This window comes from Micromonospora cabrerizensis (assembly GCF_022230955.1).
GTDB classification, from domain to species: domain Bacteria; phylum Actinomycetota; class Actinomycetes; order Mycobacteriales; family Micromonosporaceae; genus Micromonospora; species Micromonospora cabrerizensis.
In genome coordinates, this window is the sequence record NZ_JAKKFI010000090.1 from 27,565 (window position 1) to 47,099 (window position 19,535).

19 protein-coding genes are annotated in these 19,535 nt (G+C 70.0%); 7 read left to right on the top strand and 12 right to left on the bottom strand.

Going from position 1 to position 19,535, the window contains the following annotated elements; translation table 11 throughout:
* Positions 1-182: 182 nt before the first annotated feature.
* From LADH09A_RS24415 to LADH09A_RS24425, 3 genes are read right to left on the bottom strand one after another with little or no spacing between them, the layout of a single operon-like run.
* Entirely contained in the window at positions 183-1,916 is a 1,734-nt protein-coding gene (locus LADH09A_RS24415) for an ABC transporter ATP-binding protein (protein WP_238647807.1), read from the bottom strand.
* Entirely contained in the window at positions 1,910-2,392 is a 483-nt protein-coding gene (locus tag LADH09A_RS24420) for a MarR family winged helix-turn-helix transcriptional regulator (RefSeq protein ID WP_238647808.1), read from the bottom strand. Before LADH09A_RS24420 ends, LADH09A_RS24415 begins: the two co-directional genes overlap by 7 nt.
* 25 nt (positions 2,393-2,417) lie before the next feature.
* A complete protein-coding gene (locus tag LADH09A_RS24425) occupies positions 2,418-2,864 on the bottom strand; it encodes a DoxX family protein (RefSeq protein ID WP_238647809.1) in 447 nt (148 codons plus the stop codon).
* An 83-nt stretch (positions 2,865-2,947) separates the two neighbouring features.
* On the opposite strand from LADH09A_RS24425, the gene LADH09A_RS24430 reads away from it, so the two are divergent.
* Positions 2,948-3,505, top strand: coding sequence for a TetR/AcrR family transcriptional regulator (locus tag LADH09A_RS24430; RefSeq protein WP_238647810.1), 558 nt, complete (start codon positions 2,948-2,950; stop codon positions 3,503-3,505).
* 123 nt (positions 3,506-3,628) lie between these two features.
* On the opposite strand, the gene LADH09A_RS24435 is transcribed toward LADH09A_RS24430, so the two are convergent.
* Together LADH09A_RS24435 and LADH09A_RS24440 are read right to left on the bottom strand one after the other, a co-directional pair.
* Positions 3,629-5,068 (bottom strand): GuaB1 family IMP dehydrogenase-related protein, encoded by a 1,440-nt coding sequence (locus tag LADH09A_RS24435; protein ID WP_238647812.1) that lies wholly within the window; start codon positions 5,066-5,068, stop codon positions 3,629-3,631.
* 97 nt (positions 5,069-5,165) lie between these two features.
* Positions 5,166-5,762 carry a LysE/ArgO family amino acid transporter gene (locus LADH09A_RS24440; RefSeq protein WP_238647814.1) on the bottom strand — a complete coding sequence of 199 codons (597 nt, stop codon included), beginning with the start codon at positions 5,760-5,762 and terminating at the stop codon, positions 5,166-5,168.
* 69 nt (positions 5,763-5,831) lie between these two features.
* Here LADH09A_RS24440 and LADH09A_RS24445 point away from each other — a divergent pair, with 69 nt between their 5' ends.
* Entirely contained in the window at positions 5,832-6,722 is an 891-nt protein-coding gene (locus LADH09A_RS24445) for a LysR family transcriptional regulator ArgP (RefSeq protein WP_238647816.1), read from the top strand.
* Between the two features lie 74 nt (positions 6,723-6,796).
* Here the strand turns inward: LADH09A_RS24445 and LADH09A_RS24450 are convergent, their stop codons facing one another.
* On the bottom strand, positions 6,797-8,548 hold the full coding sequence (locus tag LADH09A_RS24450) for an acetyl/propionyl/methylcrotonyl-CoA carboxylase subunit alpha (protein ID WP_238647817.1): 1,752 nt from the start codon (positions 8,546-8,548) through the stop codon (positions 6,797-6,799).
* A gap of 133 nt (positions 8,549-8,681) precedes the next feature.
* Between LADH09A_RS24450 and LADH09A_RS24455 the strand changes: the two genes are divergently transcribed.
* The 3 genes from LADH09A_RS24455 to LADH09A_RS24465 all read left to right on the top strand — a co-directional run bounded on the left by LADH09A_RS24455 (position 8,682) and on the right by LADH09A_RS24465 (position 11,296).
* Positions 8,682-9,356 carry a PadR family transcriptional regulator gene (locus tag LADH09A_RS24455; RefSeq protein ID WP_238647818.1) on the top strand — a complete coding sequence of 225 codons (675 nt, stop codon included), beginning with the start codon at positions 8,682-8,684 and terminating at the stop codon, positions 9,354-9,356.
* A 121-nt stretch (positions 9,357-9,477) separates the two neighbouring features.
* On the top strand, positions 9,478-10,437 hold the full coding sequence (locus LADH09A_RS24460) for an ATP-binding cassette domain-containing protein (RefSeq protein WP_238647819.1): 960 nt from the start codon (positions 9,478-9,480) through the stop codon (positions 10,435-10,437).
* A 103-nt stretch (positions 10,438-10,540) separates the two neighbouring features.
* Complete coding sequence (locus tag LADH09A_RS24465; RefSeq protein WP_238647820.1) at positions 10,541-11,296, top strand: ABC transporter permease; 756 nt, start codon at positions 10,541-10,543, stop codon at positions 11,294-11,296.
* Between the two features lie 186 nt (positions 11,297-11,482).
* Here LADH09A_RS24465 and LADH09A_RS24470 read toward each other — a convergent pair whose 3' ends face one another.
* The 5 genes from LADH09A_RS24470 to LADH09A_RS24495 all read right to left on the bottom strand — a co-directional run bounded on the left by LADH09A_RS24470 (position 11,483) and on the right by LADH09A_RS24495 (position 16,199).
* A complete protein-coding gene (locus LADH09A_RS24470; RefSeq protein WP_238647821.1) occupies positions 11,483-12,136 on the bottom strand; it encodes an O-methyltransferase in 654 nt (217 codons plus the stop codon).
* Positions 12,133-12,801, bottom strand: a complete 669-nt coding sequence (locus LADH09A_RS24475) for a Maf family protein (RefSeq protein WP_238647822.1) — start codon at positions 12,799-12,801, stop codon at positions 12,133-12,135. Before LADH09A_RS24475 ends, LADH09A_RS24470 begins: the two co-directional genes overlap by 4 nt.
* 159 nt (positions 12,802-12,960) lie before the next feature.
* Positions 12,961-14,073: a S8 family serine peptidase gene (locus LADH09A_RS24480; protein WP_238647823.1), complete on the bottom strand. Its 1,113-nt coding sequence runs from the start codon at positions 14,071-14,073 to the stop codon at positions 12,961-12,963.
* Positions 14,074-15,457: 1,384 nt separating this feature from the next.
* The gene (locus LADH09A_RS24490; RefSeq protein ID WP_238647825.1) at positions 15,458-15,916 is read right to left on the bottom strand and encodes a hypothetical protein; all 459 of its coding nucleotides are present in this window, start codon (positions 15,914-15,916) and stop codon (positions 15,458-15,460) included.
* 88 nt (positions 15,917-16,004) lie between these two features.
* A complete protein-coding gene (locus tag LADH09A_RS24495; protein ID WP_238647826.1) occupies positions 16,005-16,199 on the bottom strand; it encodes an acyl-CoA carboxylase subunit epsilon in 195 nt (64 codons plus the stop codon).
* 90 nt (positions 16,200-16,289) lie between these two features.
* Here LADH09A_RS24495 and LADH09A_RS24500 point away from each other — a divergent pair, with 90 nt between their 5' ends.
* Both LADH09A_RS24500 and LADH09A_RS24505 read left to right on the top strand, forming a co-directional pair.
* Positions 16,290-18,284, top strand: a complete 1,995-nt coding sequence (locus LADH09A_RS24500; protein ID WP_238647829.1) for a serine/threonine-protein kinase — start codon at positions 16,290-16,292, stop codon at positions 18,282-18,284.
* A 66-nt stretch (positions 18,285-18,350) separates the two neighbouring features.
* Positions 18,351-18,578 carry a hypothetical protein gene (locus tag LADH09A_RS24505; protein WP_238647831.1) on the top strand — a complete coding sequence of 76 codons (228 nt, stop codon included), beginning with the start codon at positions 18,351-18,353 and terminating at the stop codon, positions 18,576-18,578.
* 82 nt (positions 18,579-18,660) lie between these two features.
* On the opposite strand, the gene LADH09A_RS24510 is transcribed toward LADH09A_RS24505, so the two are convergent.
* Positions 18,661-19,413, bottom strand: a complete 753-nt coding sequence (locus LADH09A_RS24510; RefSeq protein WP_238647832.1) for a GH25 family lysozyme — start codon at positions 19,411-19,413, stop codon at positions 18,661-18,663.
* Between the last annotated feature and the right edge of the window lie 122 nt (positions 19,414-19,535).

Genomic DNA, 19,535 nt, shown 5'->3' on the forward strand with positions numbered 1-19,535 from the left:
TTGACCGCCGGGCGGCAGCCGCTTCGGCGTCGGCGCGCCACCGCCGGTCTCCGGCGTCGTCTCCCCGCCGGTCTCCGGCGCGGGTTCCCCGCCGGGTTGCTGCGCTGTCCCATCCGGCGTCCGTCCGTCGCCAGCCGGCTTCTGACTGGGTACGGCCGGCGTGCGCGGGTTGTCGGGCTCACTCATGCCGCCACCTCCGCCGTCTGCTGGGAGGCCACGATCTCGGCGTACGTCGGGCAGGTCTCCAACAACTCCGTGTGTCGTCCCACTCCGACGACCCCCCCGTCCTCAAGAACGATGATCTGGTCCGCATCGATGATCGTGGAAACCCGCTGGGCGACGATCACCACCGCGGACTGGGCGGTGACCGGCCGCAGAGCGGCTCTGAGCCGCGCGTCGGTGCCCAGGTCGAGCGCGGAGAACGAGTCGTCGAAGAGATAGATCTCCGGTTGCCGCACCAGCGCCCGTGCGATGGCCAGGCGTTGGCGTTGCCCACCGGAGACGGTGGTGCCGCCCTGCGCGATCGGCGCCTCCAGCCCGCCCGGCATCTGGGCCACGAAGTCCCGGGCCTGGGCGATCTCCAGCGCCGTCCACAGCTCCTCGTCGGTGGCGTCGGGGTTGCCGTAGCGCAGGTTGCTGGCCACCGTCCCGGTGAACAGGTACGGCCGTTGCGGCACCAGGCCGATGCGTCGCCACAGCTCGTCCGGCTCAAGCTCCCGGACGTCCACGCCGTCGACCAGGACCGCGCCCCCGGTGACGTCGACCAGACGGGGAATCAGCGACAGCAGGGTCGTCTTGCCGGCACCGGTGCTGCCGATGATCGCCGTGGTGGTGCCCGGGGTGGCGCGGAAGGAGATGTCCCGCAGCACCGGTTCGACCGCGCCCGGGTACTGGAAGCGCACCCCGCGTAGCTCCAACTCGGCCCGGGTGGGCAGGTCGGTCACCGGCTCGGCGGCGGGGACCACCGAGGAGTCGGTGTCCAGCACCTCCACGATCCGCTCGGCGCAGACCGCGGCCCGGGGCACCATCATCAGCATGAAGGTGGCCATCATCACCGCCATCAGGATCTGCATCAGGTATTGCAGGAACGCGGTGAGCGCCCCGACCTGGATCGCGTTGGCGTCCACCCGCTGCGCGCCGAACCAGAGCACCGCCACGCTGGAGACGTTCAGCACCAGCATGACCACCGGGAAGATCAACGCCATCAGCCGGCCGGTCCGCAGCGCGGTCGCCGTCAGGTCCGCGTTGGCGACGGCGAAGCGATCCGTCTCGTACGGCTCGCGGACGAACGCGCGGACCACCCGGATGCCGGTGATCTGCTCGCGCAACACCCGGTTGACCGTGTCGATCCGGGTCTGCATCAGCCGGAAGCCCGGCACCATCCGACGGATGATCGCGCCCAGCGTGATGGCCAGCACCGGCACGCTGACCAGCATCAGCCAGGAGAGCCCGATGTCCTCGCGGAGCGCCATCACCACGCCACCGACGCTCATGATCGGCGCGGCGACCAGCATGGTGCAGCTCATCAGGACGAGCATCTGCACCTGCTGCACGTCGTTGGTGTTGCGGGTGATCAACGACGGTGCTCCGAACCGGGCTACCTCCCGGGCGGAGAATCGGTTGACGTGCCCGAACAGCGTGGCCCGGACGTCCCGGCCGAAGCCCATCGCGATCCGCGCGCCGAGGTAGACCGCGGCGATCGAGCAGACGATCTGGATCAGGCTGACCAGCAGCATCCACCCGCCGATGCGCACGATGTAGTCGGTGTCGCCCCGGGCCACGCCCTGGTCGATGATGTCGGCGTTGAGGCTGGGCAGGTAGAGCGAGGCCATGGTGCCCACGAACTGGAGCAGCACCACCGCCAGCAACGGTCGTTGATAGGTGCGCAGTTGGCTGCGCAACAGTCGGATCAGCACGCCGGATCCTTCGGTTCGGTAGGGCGTCCGGTCATCCGCGGGTCGTCTCCGCTGCCGATGACCTCGAGCAGGAACTCGCGGATCACCTGGGCCTTCACCGGGTCGGTGTCGACCGAGGTGAGCGGGCGTCCGGAGTGCATGAGTGCGCTGAGCGCGGCCACCCGCTCCCGCCCGGCGGGGGTGAGGGCGAGTCGGACGCTGCGTCGGTCGCTGTCGTCGCGCTGCCGCTCGACGAGCCCCTCCCGAGCCAGCGTGTCCACGATGCCGGTGAGGGTCGCCGGGCGGACGAAGCCTTTCTCGGCGACCTCCCGGTGGGGCAGCTCGCCGTGTCGGGCGAGTGTCATCAGGGTGACCATGCCGGCCTGGGTGAGGCCGTGCTCCTCGGCGAGGTAGCGGTTCCACCGCTGCCCGACCAGGTGCCCGGCCACCACCAGCAGCCGGCCGAGCGGCACGTCCTGGAGGGTCACGAGTTCCACGACGGGTAGATTAGCTCCCTGATAGTCAGGGGCCAAACGAAATTGCCGCAGCGGTGGCGATGAACACGATCTGCAGGACCGCGCGTTGCGCGAGTGGGGTGACCGGACGCCCGGCGAGGGTCAGTCTCCGGCGGGCGGCCGAGACGTTCGCCGGGAACATCGCCAGCATGAGCAGGGCGAGCGCGGCCGCCGCCAGTCGGGCGGTCGTCGGGATCAGCAGACCGACCGCGCCGACCAGTTCCAGCACGCCGGTGAGCGTGACCAGCAGATCCGGGCGGGGCAGCCGCGGCGGGACCATCGCGATCAGGTCCGCTCGGCGCTGACCGGCGAAGTGCGCGACGGCGGTCAGCGCGAACATCACGGCCAGCCCGACCCGTAGTGCGGGATGCCAACCATCCAGTGTGGAGATGCCGGCCAGGCCGGCGAGTCGGGCCAGCGCGGTGCCGACGACCAGAGCGATCAGGGGTGCCATCGAAAACCTCCTCGGTGGAACTTGTCAGTGACAAGATTGCGCGTCGGAGGAGCATCTTGTCAATGACAAGATAGGATTGGGGCATGACCGAGACGCGTGCGTACCATCACGGCGACCTGCGCCGCGCCCTGCTCGCCGCAGCTCTGGAGGCCATCGGGGAGGTCGGGCCCGCCGCGCTGAGTCTGCGCGACCTCGCCCGTCGGGCCGGTGTCTCGCACGCCGCGCCCGCGCACCACTTCGGCGACAAGGCGGGCCTGCTCACCGCGCTTGCCGCCCAGGGCTTCGACCTGCTGGCACAGAAGCTCATCGACGCGGACGACGTGCTGGAGGCCGGCGTCGCGTACGTCGATTTCGCCGTCACGCACCGCGCGTACTTCGAGGTGATGTTCCGGCCCGAGTTCTACCGGGCCGACGACGCCGAGCTGATCGCGGCCCGGGAGCGCTCCGGCGCCGCGCTCCGTTCCGGGGTGGCCACCCTGCCCACCGGTGGCGCGCCCGGTGACACCGACCGGGACGCGCTCGCCGCCTGGTCGATCGCGCACGGCTTCGCCACCCTCTGGCTGGCCGGCGCGCTGCCCGAGCGGGTGGGTGACAATCCCCGCAAGGCAGCCCGCGAAGTCCTCCGCCGCCTGGCCACGTAAGGGCGCGATGCCCCCGCCGGCCTCGGCCTTTCCCGGTCGATCATGAAGTTATTGCCATGACACGCCGATGTGAGAGGCAATAACTTCATGATCAACGGGAGTGGGTGGGGATGGGTGGTGGGGTTACCAGCTTGTGGGGAGGGGCATTCCTTCGGTGAAGCCGGCGGCGCTCTGCACGCCGACGATCGCCCGGTCGTGGAACTGCGTCAGGTCCCGTGCGCCGGCGTAGGTGAACGCGCTGCGTACCCCGGCGATGATCTCGTCGATCAGGTCCTCGACGCCGGGTCGCGCCGGGTCCAGGTGCATCCGGGCCGAGGAGATGCCCTCCTCGAACACCGCCTTGCGGGCCCGGTCGTACGGGCTGTCGTCGGCGGTACGCGCGCTGACCGCCCGGGCCGAGGCCATCCCGAAGCTCTCCTTGTACCGCCGGCCGTCCGGTTCGGTGTACAGGTCACCGGGGGACTCGTAGGTGCCGGCGAACCAGGAGCCGATCATCACGTTCGAGGCCCCGGCGGCGAGCGCGAGCGCCACGTCCCGTGGGTGCCGCACCCCGCCGTCGGCCCAGACGTGCCGGCCCAACTCGCGGGCGGCGGCGGCGCAGTCGAGCACCGCGGAGAACTGGGGTCGACCCACGCCGGTCATCATCCGGGTGGTGCACATCGCGCCCGGCCCGACGCCGACCTTGATGATGTCCGCCCCGGCCTCGACCAGGTCGCGTACCCCCTCGGCGGTGACCACGTTGCCAGCCGCCACCGGCACCCCCGGGTCCAGTTTGCGGACCGCCTGGAGCGCCGAGATCATCCGCGCCTGGTGGCCGTGCGCGGTGTCCACGACCAGCGTGTCGACGCCCGCCTCCAGCAGCGCGGCGGCCTTGCCGGTCACGTCACCGTTGATGCCGACGGCCGCGGCGATGCGAAGCCGGCCGCGGTCGTCCACCGCCGGCGTGTAGAGGGTCGCGCGCAGCGCGCCCTGTCGGGTCAGCACCCCGACCAGCCGACCGTCGGCGTCCACCACCGGCGCGAGCCGGCGGCGGCCCGCCGAGAGCAGGTCGAAACCGGTACGCGGGTCCGCGTCCGCCGGCACGGTGTGCAGCTCGGTGGACATCACGTGCCGCAGTTGGGCGAACCGGTCAACGCCTGCGGTGTCCGCCTCGGTGACCACGCCCATCGGCCGGCCGTCGTCGTCGACCACGATCACCGCACCGTGCGAGCGCTTGGGCAGCAGGTGGATGGCGTCGCCCACGGTTTCGGTGGGGCCCAGGGTGATCGGGGTGTCGTAGACCAGGTGCCGCTGCTTGACCCAGCCGACGACGTTCGCCACCACCTCGATCGGGATGTCCTGCGGGATCACCGCGATCGCGCCCCGGCGGGCCACCGTCTCGGCCATCCGCCGGCCGGCGACCGCGGTCATGTTCGACACCACCAACGGGATGGTGGTGCCGGTGCCGTCGCCGGTGGAGAGGTCGACGTCGAGCCGGGAGCCCAGGTCGGAGCGGGCCGGCGCCATGAAGACGTCGGTATAGGTCAGGTCGTGCGCGGGAGCCGCGCCGTGTAGGAACCGCACTCGACCCATCATCCCCGCCCGTGGGGCGTCCCGCCGCCGGTGGTCGTGGAAAACACTCCCGTCGCCGCCGCTGTCGTCAACACCGCGTCAGAGCTGGTCAGCCCAGCAGGAGAGCCACGGCGAGCCCGGCCATCACGACGGCGATGACCGCGTCCAGCACCCGCCAGGCGCCGGCACGGGCGAGCAGCGGCGCGAGGCGCTGCGCGCCGACGCCGAGAGCGGTGAACCAGACCACGCTGGCCAGGGCGGCTCCGGCCCCGAACACCCACCGGTGCGGGTGCTGCTGGGCCACCCCGCCCAGCAGCAGCACGGTGTCCAGGTAGACGTGGGGGTTCAGATAGGTGAAGGCGGCGCAGGCGAGCAGGGTCGCCCCCAACGTGGCCGGTGGACGCTCGGTGGGCAGCAGGGTGCCGGGACGCAGCGCGCGGCGGGCGGCGAGCGCCGCGTAGCAGAGGAGGAACGCCGCGCCGCCCCACCGGATCGCCGTGAGGAGGCCCGGCCGGCCCGTCACCAGCGTGCCGACCCCGGCCACGCCCGCCATGATCAGCAGTGCGTCCGACGCGGCGCAGGTCAGCACCACGGGTAGGACATGCTCGCGGCGCAGGCCCTGACGCAGGACGAAGGCGTTCTGAGCGCCGATGGCGACGATGAGAGCGATGGAGATCGAGAAGCCGGCGATGGCAGAGGTAAGCACGGGTCGACGCTAGGGCTCTCGACATCCACCAGTCCAACTAAAGATTCTGACGCAACTTAAGCTCTGCTTATGAACGGTCTCGACTCGGCGCAGCTGCGCACGCTCGCCGCTGTGGTGTCGGAGGGCAGCTTCGACGCGGCGGCCCGGCTGCTGCACGTCACGCCGTCGGCGGTGAGTCAACGGATCAAGGCACTGGAGGAGACCGTCGGCCAGGTGCTGGTGCGCCGGGCCCGACCGTGCGTGGCAACCGACGCCGGCCGCCCACTGCTGCGCCTGGCCGGCCAGCTCACGCTGCTCGAACGGGAGGCGCTGGCCGAAGCTCGTGGCCCGCTGGCCGGTGGTGGTCGGGTGCGGGTCGCCGTGGTGGTCAACGCGGACTCACTGGCCACCTGGTTCCCGTCCGCGCTGGCCCGGTTGCCGGAGCTGGCCGGGCTCTCCTTCGACCTGCGGCAGGACGATCAGGACCACACCGCCGAGCTGCTCCGGGACGGTTCGGTGACGGCGGCGGTCACCGCCCAGCGGGAGGCCGTGCAGGGCTGTCGTGTGCTGCGGCTCGGGGCCATGCGCTACCACGCGCTGGCCACGCCTGAGTTCGCGTCGTCCCACTTCGCCGATGGTCTCACCGCGTCCGCGCTGGCGGTCGCGCCGCTGATCGTCTTCGACCGGAAGGACCGGGTGCAGCACCGCTTCATCCGTGCGGCGGCGGGCCGACCGCTCGACCCGCCGGTGCACTACGTGCCGTCGGTGCCGGCAATCAGCGAGGCCGTCCGGCTCGGGTTGGGCTGGAGCCTGGTGCCGGAGCAGATCGCCGAGGCCGACCTGGCCGGTTGCTGTGTCGACCTCGCCCCGGGCCGGCACCTGGACGTCCCGCTCCACTGGCAGCACTGGCGACTGGAGTCGGACGTGCTGAACGCCCTGACCGCAGCCGTCCGCGCGGTCGCCGCCGAGACCCTGCGCTGACCGCCGAGACGTCTCATCCCGGTACGTCGGGTCGATCTCCCGCGGAGGCCGTCAGAGGCCTGCCGGGCAGCCGCTCAGGCGATGGTGCAGATGGGGGCACCGGCGGTGATCACGGCACCGACCTCGGCGGCGAGCCCGCTGACCGTGCCCGCCTTGTGGGCGTGCAACGGCTGCTCCATCTTCATCGCCTCCAACACCACCACCAGGTCGCCCTCGGCCACGGTGTCGCCGTCCGCCACTGCGATCTTGACGATGGTGCCCTGCATCGGCGAGGTGAGCGCGTCGCCGCCGACCGGAGCGCCGGCCCTGGCCCCACCACCGCGCCGGCTCGGCTTGCGGGAGGCGGGTGCCGCGGTGGTCGTACTCCCGCCGAAGCTGGCGGGGAGGCTGACCTCGAGGCGCTTGCCACCCACCTCGACCACGACGGTCGTGCGTTCGGCCGGCGCCTCGGCGGCGCCGGCGGCGGCGGCGAACGGCGGCACGGTGTTGTGGAACTCCGTCTCGATCCAGCGGGTGTGCACGCTGAACGGCTCGGCGGTGAATGCCTCGTCCCGCACGACCAGCCGGTGGAACGGCAGCGCGGTGGCCATGCCGTCGAGGACCATCTCGTCCAGAGCGCGACGGGCGCGCTCCAGCGCCTCCGTCCGCGTCTCACCGGTGATGATCACTTTGGCGAGCAGCGAGTCGAAGTTGCCGCCGATCACGTCGCCGGCCGAGATGCCGGTGTCGACCCGCACGCCCGGGCCGGTGGGCAGCCGGAGTGCGGTGACCGTGCCCGGGGCCGGCAGGAAGTTGCGGCCCGGGTCCTCGCCGTTGATCCGGAACTCGATGGAGTGCCCGCGTGGCGTCGGGTCCTCGGTGATTCGCAGCTTCTCACCGTCGGCGATCCGGAACTGCTCGCGGACCAGGTCGATGCCGGCGGTCTCCTCGGTGACCGGGTGCTCGACCTGGAGTCGGGTGTTGACCTCCAGGAAGGAGATGGTGCCGTCCACGCCGACCAGGTATTCCACGGTGCCGGCGCCGTGGTACCCGGCTTCGCGGCAGATCGCCTTGGCGCTGTCGTGGATCTGGGCCCGCTGGGCGTCGCTGAGGAACGGCGCGGGGGCCTCCTCCACGAGCTTCTGGTGCCGACGCTGCAACGAGCAGTCCCGGGTGCCGACCACGATCACGTTGCCGTGCTGGTCGGCGAGGACCTGCGCCTCGACGTGCCGGGGCTTGTCCAGGTAACGCTCGACGAAGCACTCGCCCCGGCCGAACGCCGCGACCGCCTCCCGGGTGGCCGACTCGAAGAGCTGGGGGATCTCCTCCATGGTCCGGGCGACCTTGAGGCCGCGTCCGCCGCCCCCGAAGGCGGCCTTGATGGCGACCGGCAGGCCGTGGTCGACGGCGAACGCCATCACCTCGTCCGGGTTGGCCACCGGGTCCGGGGTGCCCGGCACCAGCGGAGCGCCGGCGCGCTGGGCGATGTGCCGGGCGGTCACCTTGTCGCCCAGGTCACGGATCGCCTGCGGGGTGGGACCGATCCAGGTCAGCCCGGCGTCGATGACCGCCTGGGCGAAGTCGGCGTTCTCGGAGAGGAAGCCGTAGCCGGGGTGCACGGCGTCGGCGCCGGCCCTGGCGGCCACGTCGAGCAGCTTGTCGATGCGCAGGTACGTCTCGGTCGCGCTGTCGCCGTCGAGCGCGTACGCCTCGTCCGCGAGGGTGGCGTGCAGGGCGTCGCGGTCGGAGTCCGCGTACACGGCGACGCTGTCGAGGCCCGCGTCGCGGCACGCACGGATCACCCGGACGGCGATCTCGCCGCGGTTGGCGATGAGTACCTTGCGCACCTTCGTGGCTCCTCCCGGGCAGGTTACTGACGGGGAGTGTATCGGCCACCCTGCTGGCCCTAACGATCGCTCAGTGTGGGATGCCGCACTGCGCGGCGACGCTCTAGTCAAACTTGTCTATTACGCTTGTCTGGTGTCTTCGACTCGATTGATGATCCTTGGCCTGGTGCGGTGGATGCAGCCCGTGCACGGCTACGACGTGCGGCGGGAACTGCTGAGCTGGGGCGCCGACAAGTGGGCGAACGTGCAGCCCGGCTCGATCTACCACGCGCTGCGCAAGCTCACCGAGGAAGGCCTGCTCAGGGCTGTTGCGACCGAGCAGGTCGGTGCCCGTCCGGCACGCACCACGTACGAGGTGACCGCGACGGGGGAGGACGAGTTCCAGACGCTGCTGCGTGGCTTCTGGTGGGGCTTGTCCGAGCCACTGGACCCGTTCTCCGCGGCGTTCGGTTTCCTGCCCGCGCTGCCCCGCTCCGAGGCTGCGGCGGCCCTGCGCAACCGGGCCAACCTGCTGCGCGCCAGCGTCGCCTCGATGCGGGCCTCGCTGGAGTCCGACTGGATACGTAAGAGCAAGCCGGTGCACGTGGCCTGGCTGTTCGAACTCTGGTCCGAGCGGGCGGAAGCCGAGCTGGGTTGGTGTGAGCGGATCGCGGAACGCATCGAATCCGGTGTGTCGTACCTGCCTGCTGAGCTGGAGAACGCCGAAGGTTGGTCGGGATGGGGCAACGGTGGAGTCCCGCCGGAGCCAGACGGTGGAGTCCCGTCGGAACCGGACGGTGGTGCCCCATCGGAGCCAGACGCGAAATAATCAACGTTGACTAGAGAAGTTATATCGCGTTAGCCTGCTGGCGGCACAGCGGGGGAGTGCGCCGTCCGGCGTCGTCCCACTCGGAGGTCGGCTCGACCGGCCCGAACGACCAGGAGCGAAAATGATCGAGACCAGGGGGCTGCGGAAGTCGTTCCGCTCCCGCGCGGGTCGAGAGACGAAGACGGTGGACGCCGTGCGGGGCGTCAACCTCGAGGTCGCCGAGGGCGAGATCTTCGGCTTCCTCGGCCCGAACGGCGCCGGCAAGACCACCACGCTGCGGATGCTCGCCACGCTGATCGAGCCGGACGGCGGCGACGCCACCATCGCCGGCGCCGACCTGCGGAAGGACCCGGCCGAGGTGCGCCGACGCATCGGCTACGTCCCGCAGGGCGGCAGCACCTGGGACGAGTCCACCGCCCGCGAGGAGCTGGTGCTGCACGCCCGCATGTACGGCATCGGCAAGGCCGACGCGCAGCGCCGCGCGGCCCGCGCGCTGGACGCCTTCCAGCTCACCGAGTACGCCGACCGCAAGTGCAAGACCTACTCCGGTGGTCAGCGCCGGCGGGTCGAGATCGCGCTCGGCATCATCCACGAGCCGAAGATCGTCTTCCTGGACGAGCCGACCACCGGCCTCGACCCGCAGAGCCGCGCGCACATGTGGGACGAGATCCGGCGGCTGCGCAGCGACGGGATGACCGTCTTCATCACCACGCACTACCTGGACGAGGCCGACGCGCTCTGCGACCGGATCGCGATCATGGACAACGGCGAGATCGTGGCCGAGGGCACCCCGGGCGAGCTCAAGCGGGAGATCTCCGGCGACGTCGTGCTGGTCGGCCTCGACCTGGCCGCCACCCCGCAGGCCGCCCAGTCGCTCGACGGCGAGGCGTACGTCAACAAGCTGGAGACCGTCGACGAGGGCGGCCTACGCCTCTACGTCGACGAGGGCGCCACCGCCATCCCACAGGTGCTGCGCCGACTCGACCACGCCGGCCTGGAGCTGCGCTCGATCGAGCTGCACCGGCCCAGCCTGGACGACGTCTTCCTCACCAAGACCGGCCGCTCGCTGCGCGAGTCCTGACCACCGCTCGCACCGCTCGCTGCGCGGGTTCCTGATCGCCGCTCGCTGCGCGGGTCCTTGATCGCCGCTCGCTGCGCGAGTCCTGACCATCCGGAGACCACTCATGAAATTCGCCCGTGACACGTGGCTGATCTTCCAGCGGCAGACCCAGCTGCTGCTGCGCAACCCGGTCTGGGTCTTCGTCGGCGTCTTCCAGCCGGTGATGTACCTGCTGCTCTTCGCCCCACTGCTCAAGCCAGCCCTGAACGCGCCCACCCAGGCCGCCGCCTACAAGATCTTCGTACCCGGTCTGCTCGTCCTGCTGGCCATCTTCGGCGGCCTGTTCCAGGGGTTCGGCCTCATCGCCGAGCTGCGAGCCGGGGTCATCGAACGCTCCCGGGTCACCCCGATCAGCCGGCTCGCCCTGCTGCTCGGCCGCTCGCTGCGTGACGTGGTCTCACTTCTCGTGCAGGCCGTCATCATCACCCTGCTGGCGCTCCTGTTCGACCTGCGGGTGTTCATCGGTGACCTGCTGCTGGCATACCTGCTGCTCGCCCTGATCGCCCTCATGACCTCGGCCGTCTCGTACGGCGTCGCACTCAAGGTCAAGAGCGAGGACGCCCTGGCTCCCCTGATGAACACCGTGGCCCAGCCGGTGCTGCTGCTCTCCGGCATCCTGCTGCCGCTGACCTTCGCGCCCGGCTGGTTGCAGGGCATCGCCAACTGGAACCCGTTCTCCTGGGCGGTCGACGGCACCCGGGCGCTGTTCGCCGGCGACCTGGGCAGTGACAGGGTCTGGCAGGGCCTGACCATCACCGCGGTCCTCGCCGCGTTGGGCGTCTACTGGGCAGCCCGCCAGTTCGCCCGAAGCGTCCGCTGACGCTGGCCGGCCGGCCGGCCAGCCGGCCAGCCGGCCTGCCTGCCAGGCCCGGCTGCTCTGGCTTGATCGCTTGCCTGCCTGCTTTGGCTTGATCGACTCGGTTTCCTGGAAGTCGGGGTGTCCTATGGCCTGGGATGCCGCGACTTCCAGGAACTCGAGTGGATCAAAGTGGCCGGCCGCTGCCGCTCAGCGCACCCGGGCGAGGGTCAGGCCGTCCGCGATCGGCAGCATCACCGGGTCCACCCGTACGTCGGCGAGCACCTCGTCGTTGAAGGCGGCGATGGCCCGGTCGCCTTCGTTCTGCGGCGCGATGATCCGCCCGCCGCGCAGTACGTTGTCGACCGCGATCACTCCACCGGGCCGCATCCGGGGCACCAACTCAGCCCAGTAGACCGGGTAGCCCGTCTTGTCGGCGTCGATGAACGCGAAGTCGAGGTAGCGCTCGTGCGGCAACTCCCGCAAGGTCTCCCCGGCCGGGCCGATCCGCAGGTCGATCCGGTCCTGCACACCGGCACGCTCCCAGTAGCGCCGGGCGATGCCGGTGAACTCCTCGGAGACGTCGAAGCAGGTCAGCTGCCCACCGTCGGGAAGCCCACGGGCAATCGCCAGCGACGACAGCCCGGTGAACGTGCCGACCTCGACGGCCTGCCGCACGTCGAGGAGTCGGGTGAGGAAGGTCAGGAACGCCGCCTGCTCCGGTGCCACCTGCATGGAGGCGTGCTCCGGCAACACCGACCGGGTTTCCTCGGCCAGGTCCTGAATGATCTCGTCCGGCGGAGCGCCGTGTGCGACAAGGTACGCGTGCAGCTCATCGGTGAGCGGGATCGACTTGGTGGTCATGACCGGACGTTACCGAGTGGCTCGACAGATTGGCCGCCCGGCGCGACCTTCGTCCAGAGGTCGGTGATCCGCAGATCCAGTTCGGCGAGGAGGCGGCGCAGCAGCGGCATCGACAACCCGACCACCGTGCCCGGGTCGCCCTCGATCCGCTCCACGAAAGCCCCACCGAGCCCGTCGATCGTGAACGCGCCGGCCACAGCCAGCGGCTCGCCACTGGCCACGTACGCGGTGATCTCGTCGTCGCTGATGTCAGCGAAGTGGACGGTCGTGGACGCGACCGCCTCCGCGCGCCGCCCGGCGACGACGTCGATCAGGCAGTGCCCACTGTGCAGAACACCGCTGCGCCCCCGCATCCGCTGCCAACGCTGGGTCGCATCCGCCGGGTCTGCCGGCTTGCCGAGGATCTCCCCGTCGAACGCCAGCACCGAGTCGCAGCCGATCACCAGCGTCCGTTGGTCGCTGGCCGGGCTCAGCCGGGTCAGCACCGCCTGGGCCTTGAGGCGCGCCAACTCCAGGCACAACTCCTCGGCCCGGTCGGTCACCACCAGGGATTCGTCCACCCCGCTGACCAGCACGTCCGGCTCGATGCCAGCGGCCTGGAGGGACTTGCGACGGGCAGGGCTCGCCGAAGCGAGCACGAGGCGGAGAGGCAAAGAGTCAGACACGAGCCCGACGTTACCGGCAAGCCCTCCACCACGACCCAAGACCAACCGCGTACGCCTCGAGCATCTTGATCGACTCGGGTTCCTTGAAACCGTGGTCTCCTCCTGCCCTGGATGCCGCAGTTTCAAGAAATCCGAGTCGATCACCCTGCCGCACACCGATCAGCGACTAATCCTTGGCGGTGGATCATCACTGCGCCGCCGACGCCGTGCCACCACCGCCCAAGCGACCCCGGCAACCACAATCACGCCCAGAGTCACCAGGCCACGTGCCGTCGCACCGCTGCCGTCATCACCCGGCCGCCGCCCGGCGGCCGTCGTCGACGGGCCAGCACCGGCCGGCGCGCTCACCGACTCAAACCCCAGCGGCGGTACGTCTGCCGTCAGCGCCGCCACCAGGTCGATCACGCCGTAGCCGTATTCGTCGTCGCGTCCAGGTGGACCCTTGTCAACGGCCGTGGCCGTGAGCCGGTGCGCTACCTCCCGCGCGGGAAGATAGGGGTACTTCGACCTGATCAAAGCCGCCGCCCCCGCCACGATCGCCGTCGCGCTCGATGTGCCGGTGCCCCTGGAGTACCTTCCGTCGTAACTGGTGCTGTAGATATCGACTGCGGGAGCGACCACGTCGATCTCCGGCCCGGTCACGGAGATTGCGGCGTGCAGCCCAGCGCGGTCCACGCCACCCACGGCTATTACACCGGCTTCGCTTGCCGGGTATCCAACGGTCTGATCGCGAGGAAGATTACCAACGCCGGCTATAACGACAATATCTGCGCCGACGGCAGCTCGAATTGCTTGACGCAATCTTGAGCTGCTTCCGCCGACAGAGGAAATACTTATTATGTCCGCGCCGTTCGCGATGGCATATTCAATGCCTCTTGCTAAACTCTCCGGAGCGCCGTTGCCGTCAGGGGGAGAGCTGAAAATTGGCAAAATTTTCGCTCCTGGAGCTATGCCTAGTGCTCCGATTTTTCCTTGCCCATGAGCTGCTATAAGTCCGGCCATTGACGTTCCGTGGCTATCCAGGTCTCTCCGGCCGTCGCCATTGCCGCCAGTAATTATGTCTGTTCCGGCAAGCAAGTTTCCGCTTAGGTCGGGGTGTGGATCGACGCCTGTGTCGGGTACGGCGACGATGACGCCATTGCCGCTACTTAGGCCTTGGGCCTGGGTCGCTTTCAAGTAGTCGAGGTGCCATTGCTCCGCCCGAATCTGAGTACTAGCGCCGGGCGGTTCGGCGGAAACAGGAAATACTGTTGATGTTGTCAGTAACGCCATTAGAGCCCAGATAGGTCGCATTAACGATTGAACCCAATGGCCGGACCAGGATCGATCGGCCCTTGCTCGTCACTGGGGCGGACGACAGGATTGACCCCTTGGTCAGTCTCCCATGGATTATCTGGGTCCCAACGGCGTTTCGCCGCATCGTCCGACCCCTGAATTTGGCTGTTCCGCCTAGGAGAACCTGGACCTGTGCTGCTGCCTAGCGCAGGCGCGCCGCCTATCGGAGTAAGGCCACCATGTAGGGGTGTGGTTCGGCCGCTGCCCGGGCGAGACCCGGCGCCCCCGGCGGGCCCGGTGCCAGCGCCGCCACCGCCAATTACCCCGCCGATTGGATTAATCTTGCGAGGTTGAGCGGCGCTTGGCCCCAGCAAACCGCCGCTCGGACCAGGGATGCCGCCAATTATTCCACCGGGAGGCATTGACTTCAGCGGCGGCGTCGGTATTTGAGTCGAAGGCCGATTGAGGCTTCCCCCGGGCGGTTGGCCCCGCGAGCTCATTCCTGCTGCCGGGTGAGATGTGATAGGTGCGGCAGGCGGTAACCCGCTTCCCGGATGCAAGCCAGAAGATGCCGGGGGAGTTGTAGCTCCGGTGTTTATCGCCGCAGGGCTGCCCGCTAGTCCATTCGCCGCACTTCCGAGTACTGGTCCAACGCCCTGCGGCTGGCTAACAGGCGCCGCAGCGTCGCCTACCGAATATCGGGGAGTTGCGAAGTTGTTGCTTCTCGGCATCGGCACAGGGACGATCGGTGGGATGGTTGGTGGCGAAGGTGTTGCGCCTAATGCATCGGGGTCTCCGGATTGGATCGGAGATCGCACTGCTGGTGGTTTTTGGAGCGCCGCTTGGGCCTGCTGAAGTTCTCCGCTGAGGCTGAACATCATGGCTCGTGCCTGTGAATTCAGCCGTTCCAGTTCGCCATCCGTGACGGGTGCCTCGGTGACCCGGTTACCCATTACCGCTTTCGGGTCGGCGGCCATCAAGTCGTACGCCTGCTTCTGTTGGAGCTTGCCCGCGTACTCCTCGTAGATCTTGCGGAGCGCGGCGCGGGTGGTGCCGATGGCCTGGGTGGCGGCGGAGAGCGCGGTGTAGTTCGCGGCGGCGGCGTCGTGGGTGCGCTGCACCTTGTCGATCAGCTGGTCGAGTTCGGTGAGGTACGTGCTGGAGGCGGCGCTGGTCTCGGGTGGCCACGCCTCGGCGAGCCCGCGCCGGTATTCCTGGAGGCGGCCGAGGTGGATCTGTGCCAGGTCGCAGACCTTGCGCCAGCCGGCGACCTGCTTCCAGTGGTTGGCGGTGTCGTGGTCGTGTAGGCAGGCCCACATGCTGTTGACGTCCATGAGCTGCCAGTCGGTGAGGCCGGAGGTGCGGCCGGTGCCCCGTTCGATCACGGCAGCACCACCGGCCCTTCGGCGTCGGGGCCGGTCGGGTCGGTCAGCATGGGCGTTGGGCCGCCGGGCAGGACGGCGCTCGGGTCGGCGAGGGCCCGTTGCACGTCGACGACCCGGGCGGCGGTGAAGGCGTCGCTGTCGGCGTAGTGGGTGGCGACCCGGTCGGCGGCGGCGGCCAGGTGGCCGGTGGCGCCGCGGACGGCGTACACCATGTCGGCGGTGGCCTGCTGCGTCTCGTGGTGCGCGTGCAGGAACGTGACCAGCTCGACGAACGCGTCGCACGGGTTGGGCAGCTTGGCGGACATGTCGTCGGCGATGTACGACAGGTGTGGCGCGTAGTTGCTCTCGACCTCGGCGGCAAGCCGGTCGGCGAAGTCGCGGAGCTGGCTGATGTCGGCCTCGATGCCGCCGTAACCGCGCAGCCAGGGCGCTGGCCGGTCCTCTTCGGGGATCATGGATCCTCCCTACCTGTGACGGCACCGTTTCCCTGAGTGAGGGTAACGGCTGGGCGTGCCCCTGGCAGCCCCCGTCCGGTGGGTCGGGTCAGCGGGGCAGGCCGGCGGCGCGCCACCCGCCGGAGCCGACCGGTCGGCCACTGCGCGCCCAGGCGGAGGTGCTCGCCGGGGCGGGGGCCGCGGCCGGGCGGGAGCGGACGACGATCGCCCCCACGAGGGCGGCCAGTTCCTCGGCGGTGGGCACGCCGCGGACGACCCGGATCAGCGGCTCTTCGGCAGACATGACGCCAGGGTACGCGGCGCGAAGGTGCGGGAAGCGGACAGTGGCGTGCCGGCGGTGTGAGCGTCGGCCGGTCCGGGTACCGTCTCACCGATGTCGAACGCGCTTCCCCAACTTGTCGCTGACCGATACCGGCTTCTGTCGCCGCTCGGCCAGGGCGGCATGGGCCGGGTGTGGAAGGCGCGCGACGAGGTGCTGCACCGGGACGTCGCCATCAAGGAGTTGGTGCCGCCGCCCGGTCTCACCGACGAGGAGCGCCGCGAGATGCGCGAGCGCTCGTTGCGGGAGGCCCGGGCCATCGCCCGGCTCAACCACGCCAACGTCGTCCGCATCTTCGACGTGCTGCGCACCGATGGCGATCCGTGGATCGTCATGGAGTACGTGGCGTCGAGGTCGTTGCAGGACACTCTCGCCGAGGACGGCCCGGTGTCGGTGGCCCGCACGGTGGAGATCGGCCTCGGTGTGCTGGGTGCCCTGAGCGCCGCACACAAGGCGGGTGTCATGCACCGCGACGTCAAGCCGGGCAACGTGTTGCTCGGCGAGGACGGCCGGGTGGTGTTGACCGATTTCGGTCTCGCCACGATTCCGGGTGACCCCAACGTGACCCGCACCGGCATGGTTCTCGGCTCACCGGCGTACATCTCCCCGGAGCGTGCCCGTGACGGCACCGCCGGGCCGGAGGCCGACCTGTGGTCGCTGGGCGCGACGCTGTACGCGGCCGTCGAGGGCAAGTCGCCCTACGCTCGGCCGTCGGCGATCGGCACTCTGGCCGCGTTGGCCACCGAGCCGATCCCGCCGCCGAGGAACGCCGGCCCGCTCAAGGCCGTGCTCAACGGGCTGCTGCGCAAGGACCCGAACGAGCGGATCACCGCCGAGGTGGCGGAGCGGTTGCTGCGCCGCGCCGGGGGCAAGCGGGCGCGCGGAATCTCGCTGCTCGATGGCGTACGCCGGCCGGGGCCGAACGGCCCGCGCGAGCCGCGCCTGCCGGTGGTGCCGGCACCGCGACCGGCCGAGAGTGTCGACCGGCCGGTGTCAGCGCCGCCGGCCGCCGCCGCGACCTCGGCTGCCGCTGCGACCTCCGCCGCCGACGCGACGCCGACGACCGTCGTGCCGTCCGGTGTGGAGGCCTCCGGCCCGACCGGCGCGGCGCCGGCCGAGCCGACCGCGACGATCGACCGCCCGTCCGACGCCGACCCGACCGCGAAGGTCGCGGCCACGAGCGACACGACCGGCGACGGTACGACGAACACCGGCGACGGCACGACCAACCCGGACGAAGAGCCGACCGTCGTCGACGGCCCGCCGGTGGCTCCGGAACAGCGCAAACCGACGACGCCGACGTCGCTCATGCCCCCGCTGAGCCCGGCCGGTCGCGCGGCGGTGCCGACGTACGGCGGTACGAAGCCGAACAACACCCGACGTAACGTGCTCATCGGGGCCCTGGTTGCGCTGCTGCTGGTCGGCCTCGTGGTGATCGTGCCGCTGCTCAGCAAGGGTGACGACGAGAAGACCCCGGCGGCCAACCCGACCGGGGCCGCCGCGACGTCCGCACCACCGCCGACCACCGCTCCGGCCGTGCCACCGCCCACCACGGGTGCCCCGAGTCCGACGCCGTCGGCCACGCCCTCGGTGGACCCGAACGCGCTGCCGGCTGGCTGGAAGCTCCACCGGGACCCGGCCGGCTTCGCGCTGCCGATCCCCGACGGGTGGGTGCGGAGTCAGGTCGGTGGCGACACGGTCATCTTCAACCAGTCCAACGGGCCGGGCAAGCTGCTCATCCAGTGGACCAACTCCCCGAAGAAAGATGCCGTCGCGGACTGGCGGGAGCAGGAGCCGAACCGCGCGAGCCGCGTCAAGAACTACCAGAACCTCGGCATCGTCGGCTGTGACTTCTGGAAGACCTGCGGCGACTGGGAGTGGCTGGAGACCCGCGACGGGCAGCGGATCCACGTCCGCAACCGCGGGTTCGTGACGGCCAGCAACCGCGGCTACGCCCTGCGGTGGGAGATCGCGGAGAAGGACTGGCAGGCCAACCTGCCGAACTTCGACCGCATCGCCAAGGGTTTCGTGCCCGACCGCCAGGACTGAAACTGATTCGCATGACCTTGCGTCGTCCTGGGTAATTGACCTTCGACGACGGAGGGGAGGCACGACATGGGTTACCGACGGAGGGACACCCGGCCTCGGCTGGCACTGTGGATGCTCGTCGCGCTCGGCGACGCGATTCTGCTGCTGGTCACCATGGGGATTCCGGCGCTCATCGCACTGCTCGGCGTCGTGATCGTTGCCGGTTTCGGGGTGGCTGCCTGGCGGCTCACCCGCAGGGGCGCGCTGTCTCGTGAGGAGACCGTGGTGCCGGCGTTGAGCCGACGGCGGGCCTGACCCGCAGCCGATGTGTGGCGGCAGCCGGACCGATTGTCGACCGTGATGGTGACCGTCGATCCCGCTGCCGCCAACGGCACGATCAGGTGTTGTTGGCCAGTGCGATCAGGCGGCTCCGGTCGCCGTTCCAGTAGTTGCGGTCCACGTTGCCGCTGATCCCCGAGACGACGCCCGTGCTGGTGTACTGCCAGAAGCTCCACACCGGCGCACCGGCCGGCAGAGCGCCCGGCGTGCTCGACCAGCGGGCCAGCCAGAGCGGGTGGTTCGCCCACGGGCCGGTCCAGCTGCCGGTGCACTGGTTCCACCAGCTCGTGGTGGTGTAGATGACCGCGTACCGGCCGGTGCGGGAGCGGTAGGTGTTCAGGAAGTCCTGCACCCAGTTGCGCATTCCGGTCGTGCTGAGCCCGTAGCAGTAGCCGCCGGCGTACGGGTTGGCCTCGATGTCCAGCGCCGCCGGCAGGGTGCGGCTGTCCGCCGACCAGGCGCCACCGTTGGAGGCCAGGTAGTTGGCCTGGGTGGAGCCGGCGGAGATGTTCGGCCGGGCGAAGTGGTACGCCCCGCGGATCACCCCGGCGTTGTACGAGTTGACGTAGTTCGCGTTGAAGTTCGGGTCCTTGTAGCTGGTGCCCTCGGTCGCCTTGATGAAGGCGAACTGGATCCCCGCGTTGCGGACGCTGGTCCAGTTGATGCTGCCCTGGTAGCGGGACACGTCGATCCCGGGTGTGGTGGCGGCGGCCGCCGGTCCGGCGGTCGCGACCAGGGCCGCCGCCGCGGTGGCGAGGACGGTGAGGCTGGCCGCGAGTGCGCGGCGCAGCGATGATCGGGTACGGGCCATGAGTGCCTCCAAGGACGTGGTTCTATCGACAACCATCTTTGAAGGTAAGTGCCCTAGATCGCAAGGCGAGCAGAAAAAAGCTTCATCAGCGGCTCGTGGAGGTCCCGTGGTCGTGGAGAGGG

What these genes read in the sequence shown, in the direction of transcription:
- LADH09A_RS24495 (WP_238647826.1), bottom strand. Translation starts at nt 16,199, where the DNA reads ATGTCTGCCGAAGAGCCGCTGATCCGGGTCGTCCGCGGCGTGCCCACC.
- LADH09A_RS24505 (WP_238647831.1), top strand. Translation starts at nt 18,351, where the DNA reads ATGGGTTACCGACGGAGGGACACCCGGCCTCGGCTGGCACTGTGGATG.
- LADH09A_RS24465 (WP_238647820.1), top strand. Translation starts at nt 10,541, where the DNA reads ATGAAATTCGCCCGTGACACGTGGCTGATCTTCCAGCGGCAGACCCAG.
- LADH09A_RS24425 (WP_238647809.1), bottom strand. Translation starts at nt 2,864, where the DNA reads ATGGCACCCCTGATCGCTCTGGTCGTCGGCACCGCGCTGGCCCGACTC.
- LADH09A_RS24480 (WP_238647823.1), bottom strand. Translation starts at nt 14,073, where the DNA reads ATGGCGTTACTGACAACATCAACAGTATTTCCTGTTTCCGCCGAACCG.
- LADH09A_RS24510 (WP_238647832.1), bottom strand. Translation starts at nt 19,413, where the DNA reads ATGGCCCGTACCCGATCATCGCTGCGCCGCGCACTCGCGGCCAGCCTC.
- LADH09A_RS24445 (WP_238647816.1), top strand. Translation starts at nt 5,832, where the DNA reads ATGAACGGTCTCGACTCGGCGCAGCTGCGCACGCTCGCCGCTGTGGTG.
- LADH09A_RS24470 (WP_238647821.1), bottom strand. Translation starts at nt 12,136, where the DNA reads ATGACCACCAAGTCGATCCCGCTCACCGATGAGCTGCACGCGTACCTT.
- LADH09A_RS24460 (WP_238647819.1), top strand. Translation starts at nt 9,478, where the DNA reads ATGATCGAGACCAGGGGGCTGCGGAAGTCGTTCCGCTCCCGCGCGGGT.
- LADH09A_RS24490 (WP_238647825.1), bottom strand. Translation starts at nt 15,916, where the DNA reads ATGATCCCCGAAGAGGACCGGCCAGCGCCCTGGCTGCGCGGTTACGGC.
- LADH09A_RS24500 (WP_238647829.1), top strand. Translation starts at nt 16,290, where the DNA reads ATGTCGAACGCGCTTCCCCAACTTGTCGCTGACCGATACCGGCTTCTG.
- LADH09A_RS24430 (WP_238647810.1), top strand. Translation starts at nt 2,948, where the DNA reads ATGACCGAGACGCGTGCGTACCATCACGGCGACCTGCGCCGCGCCCTG.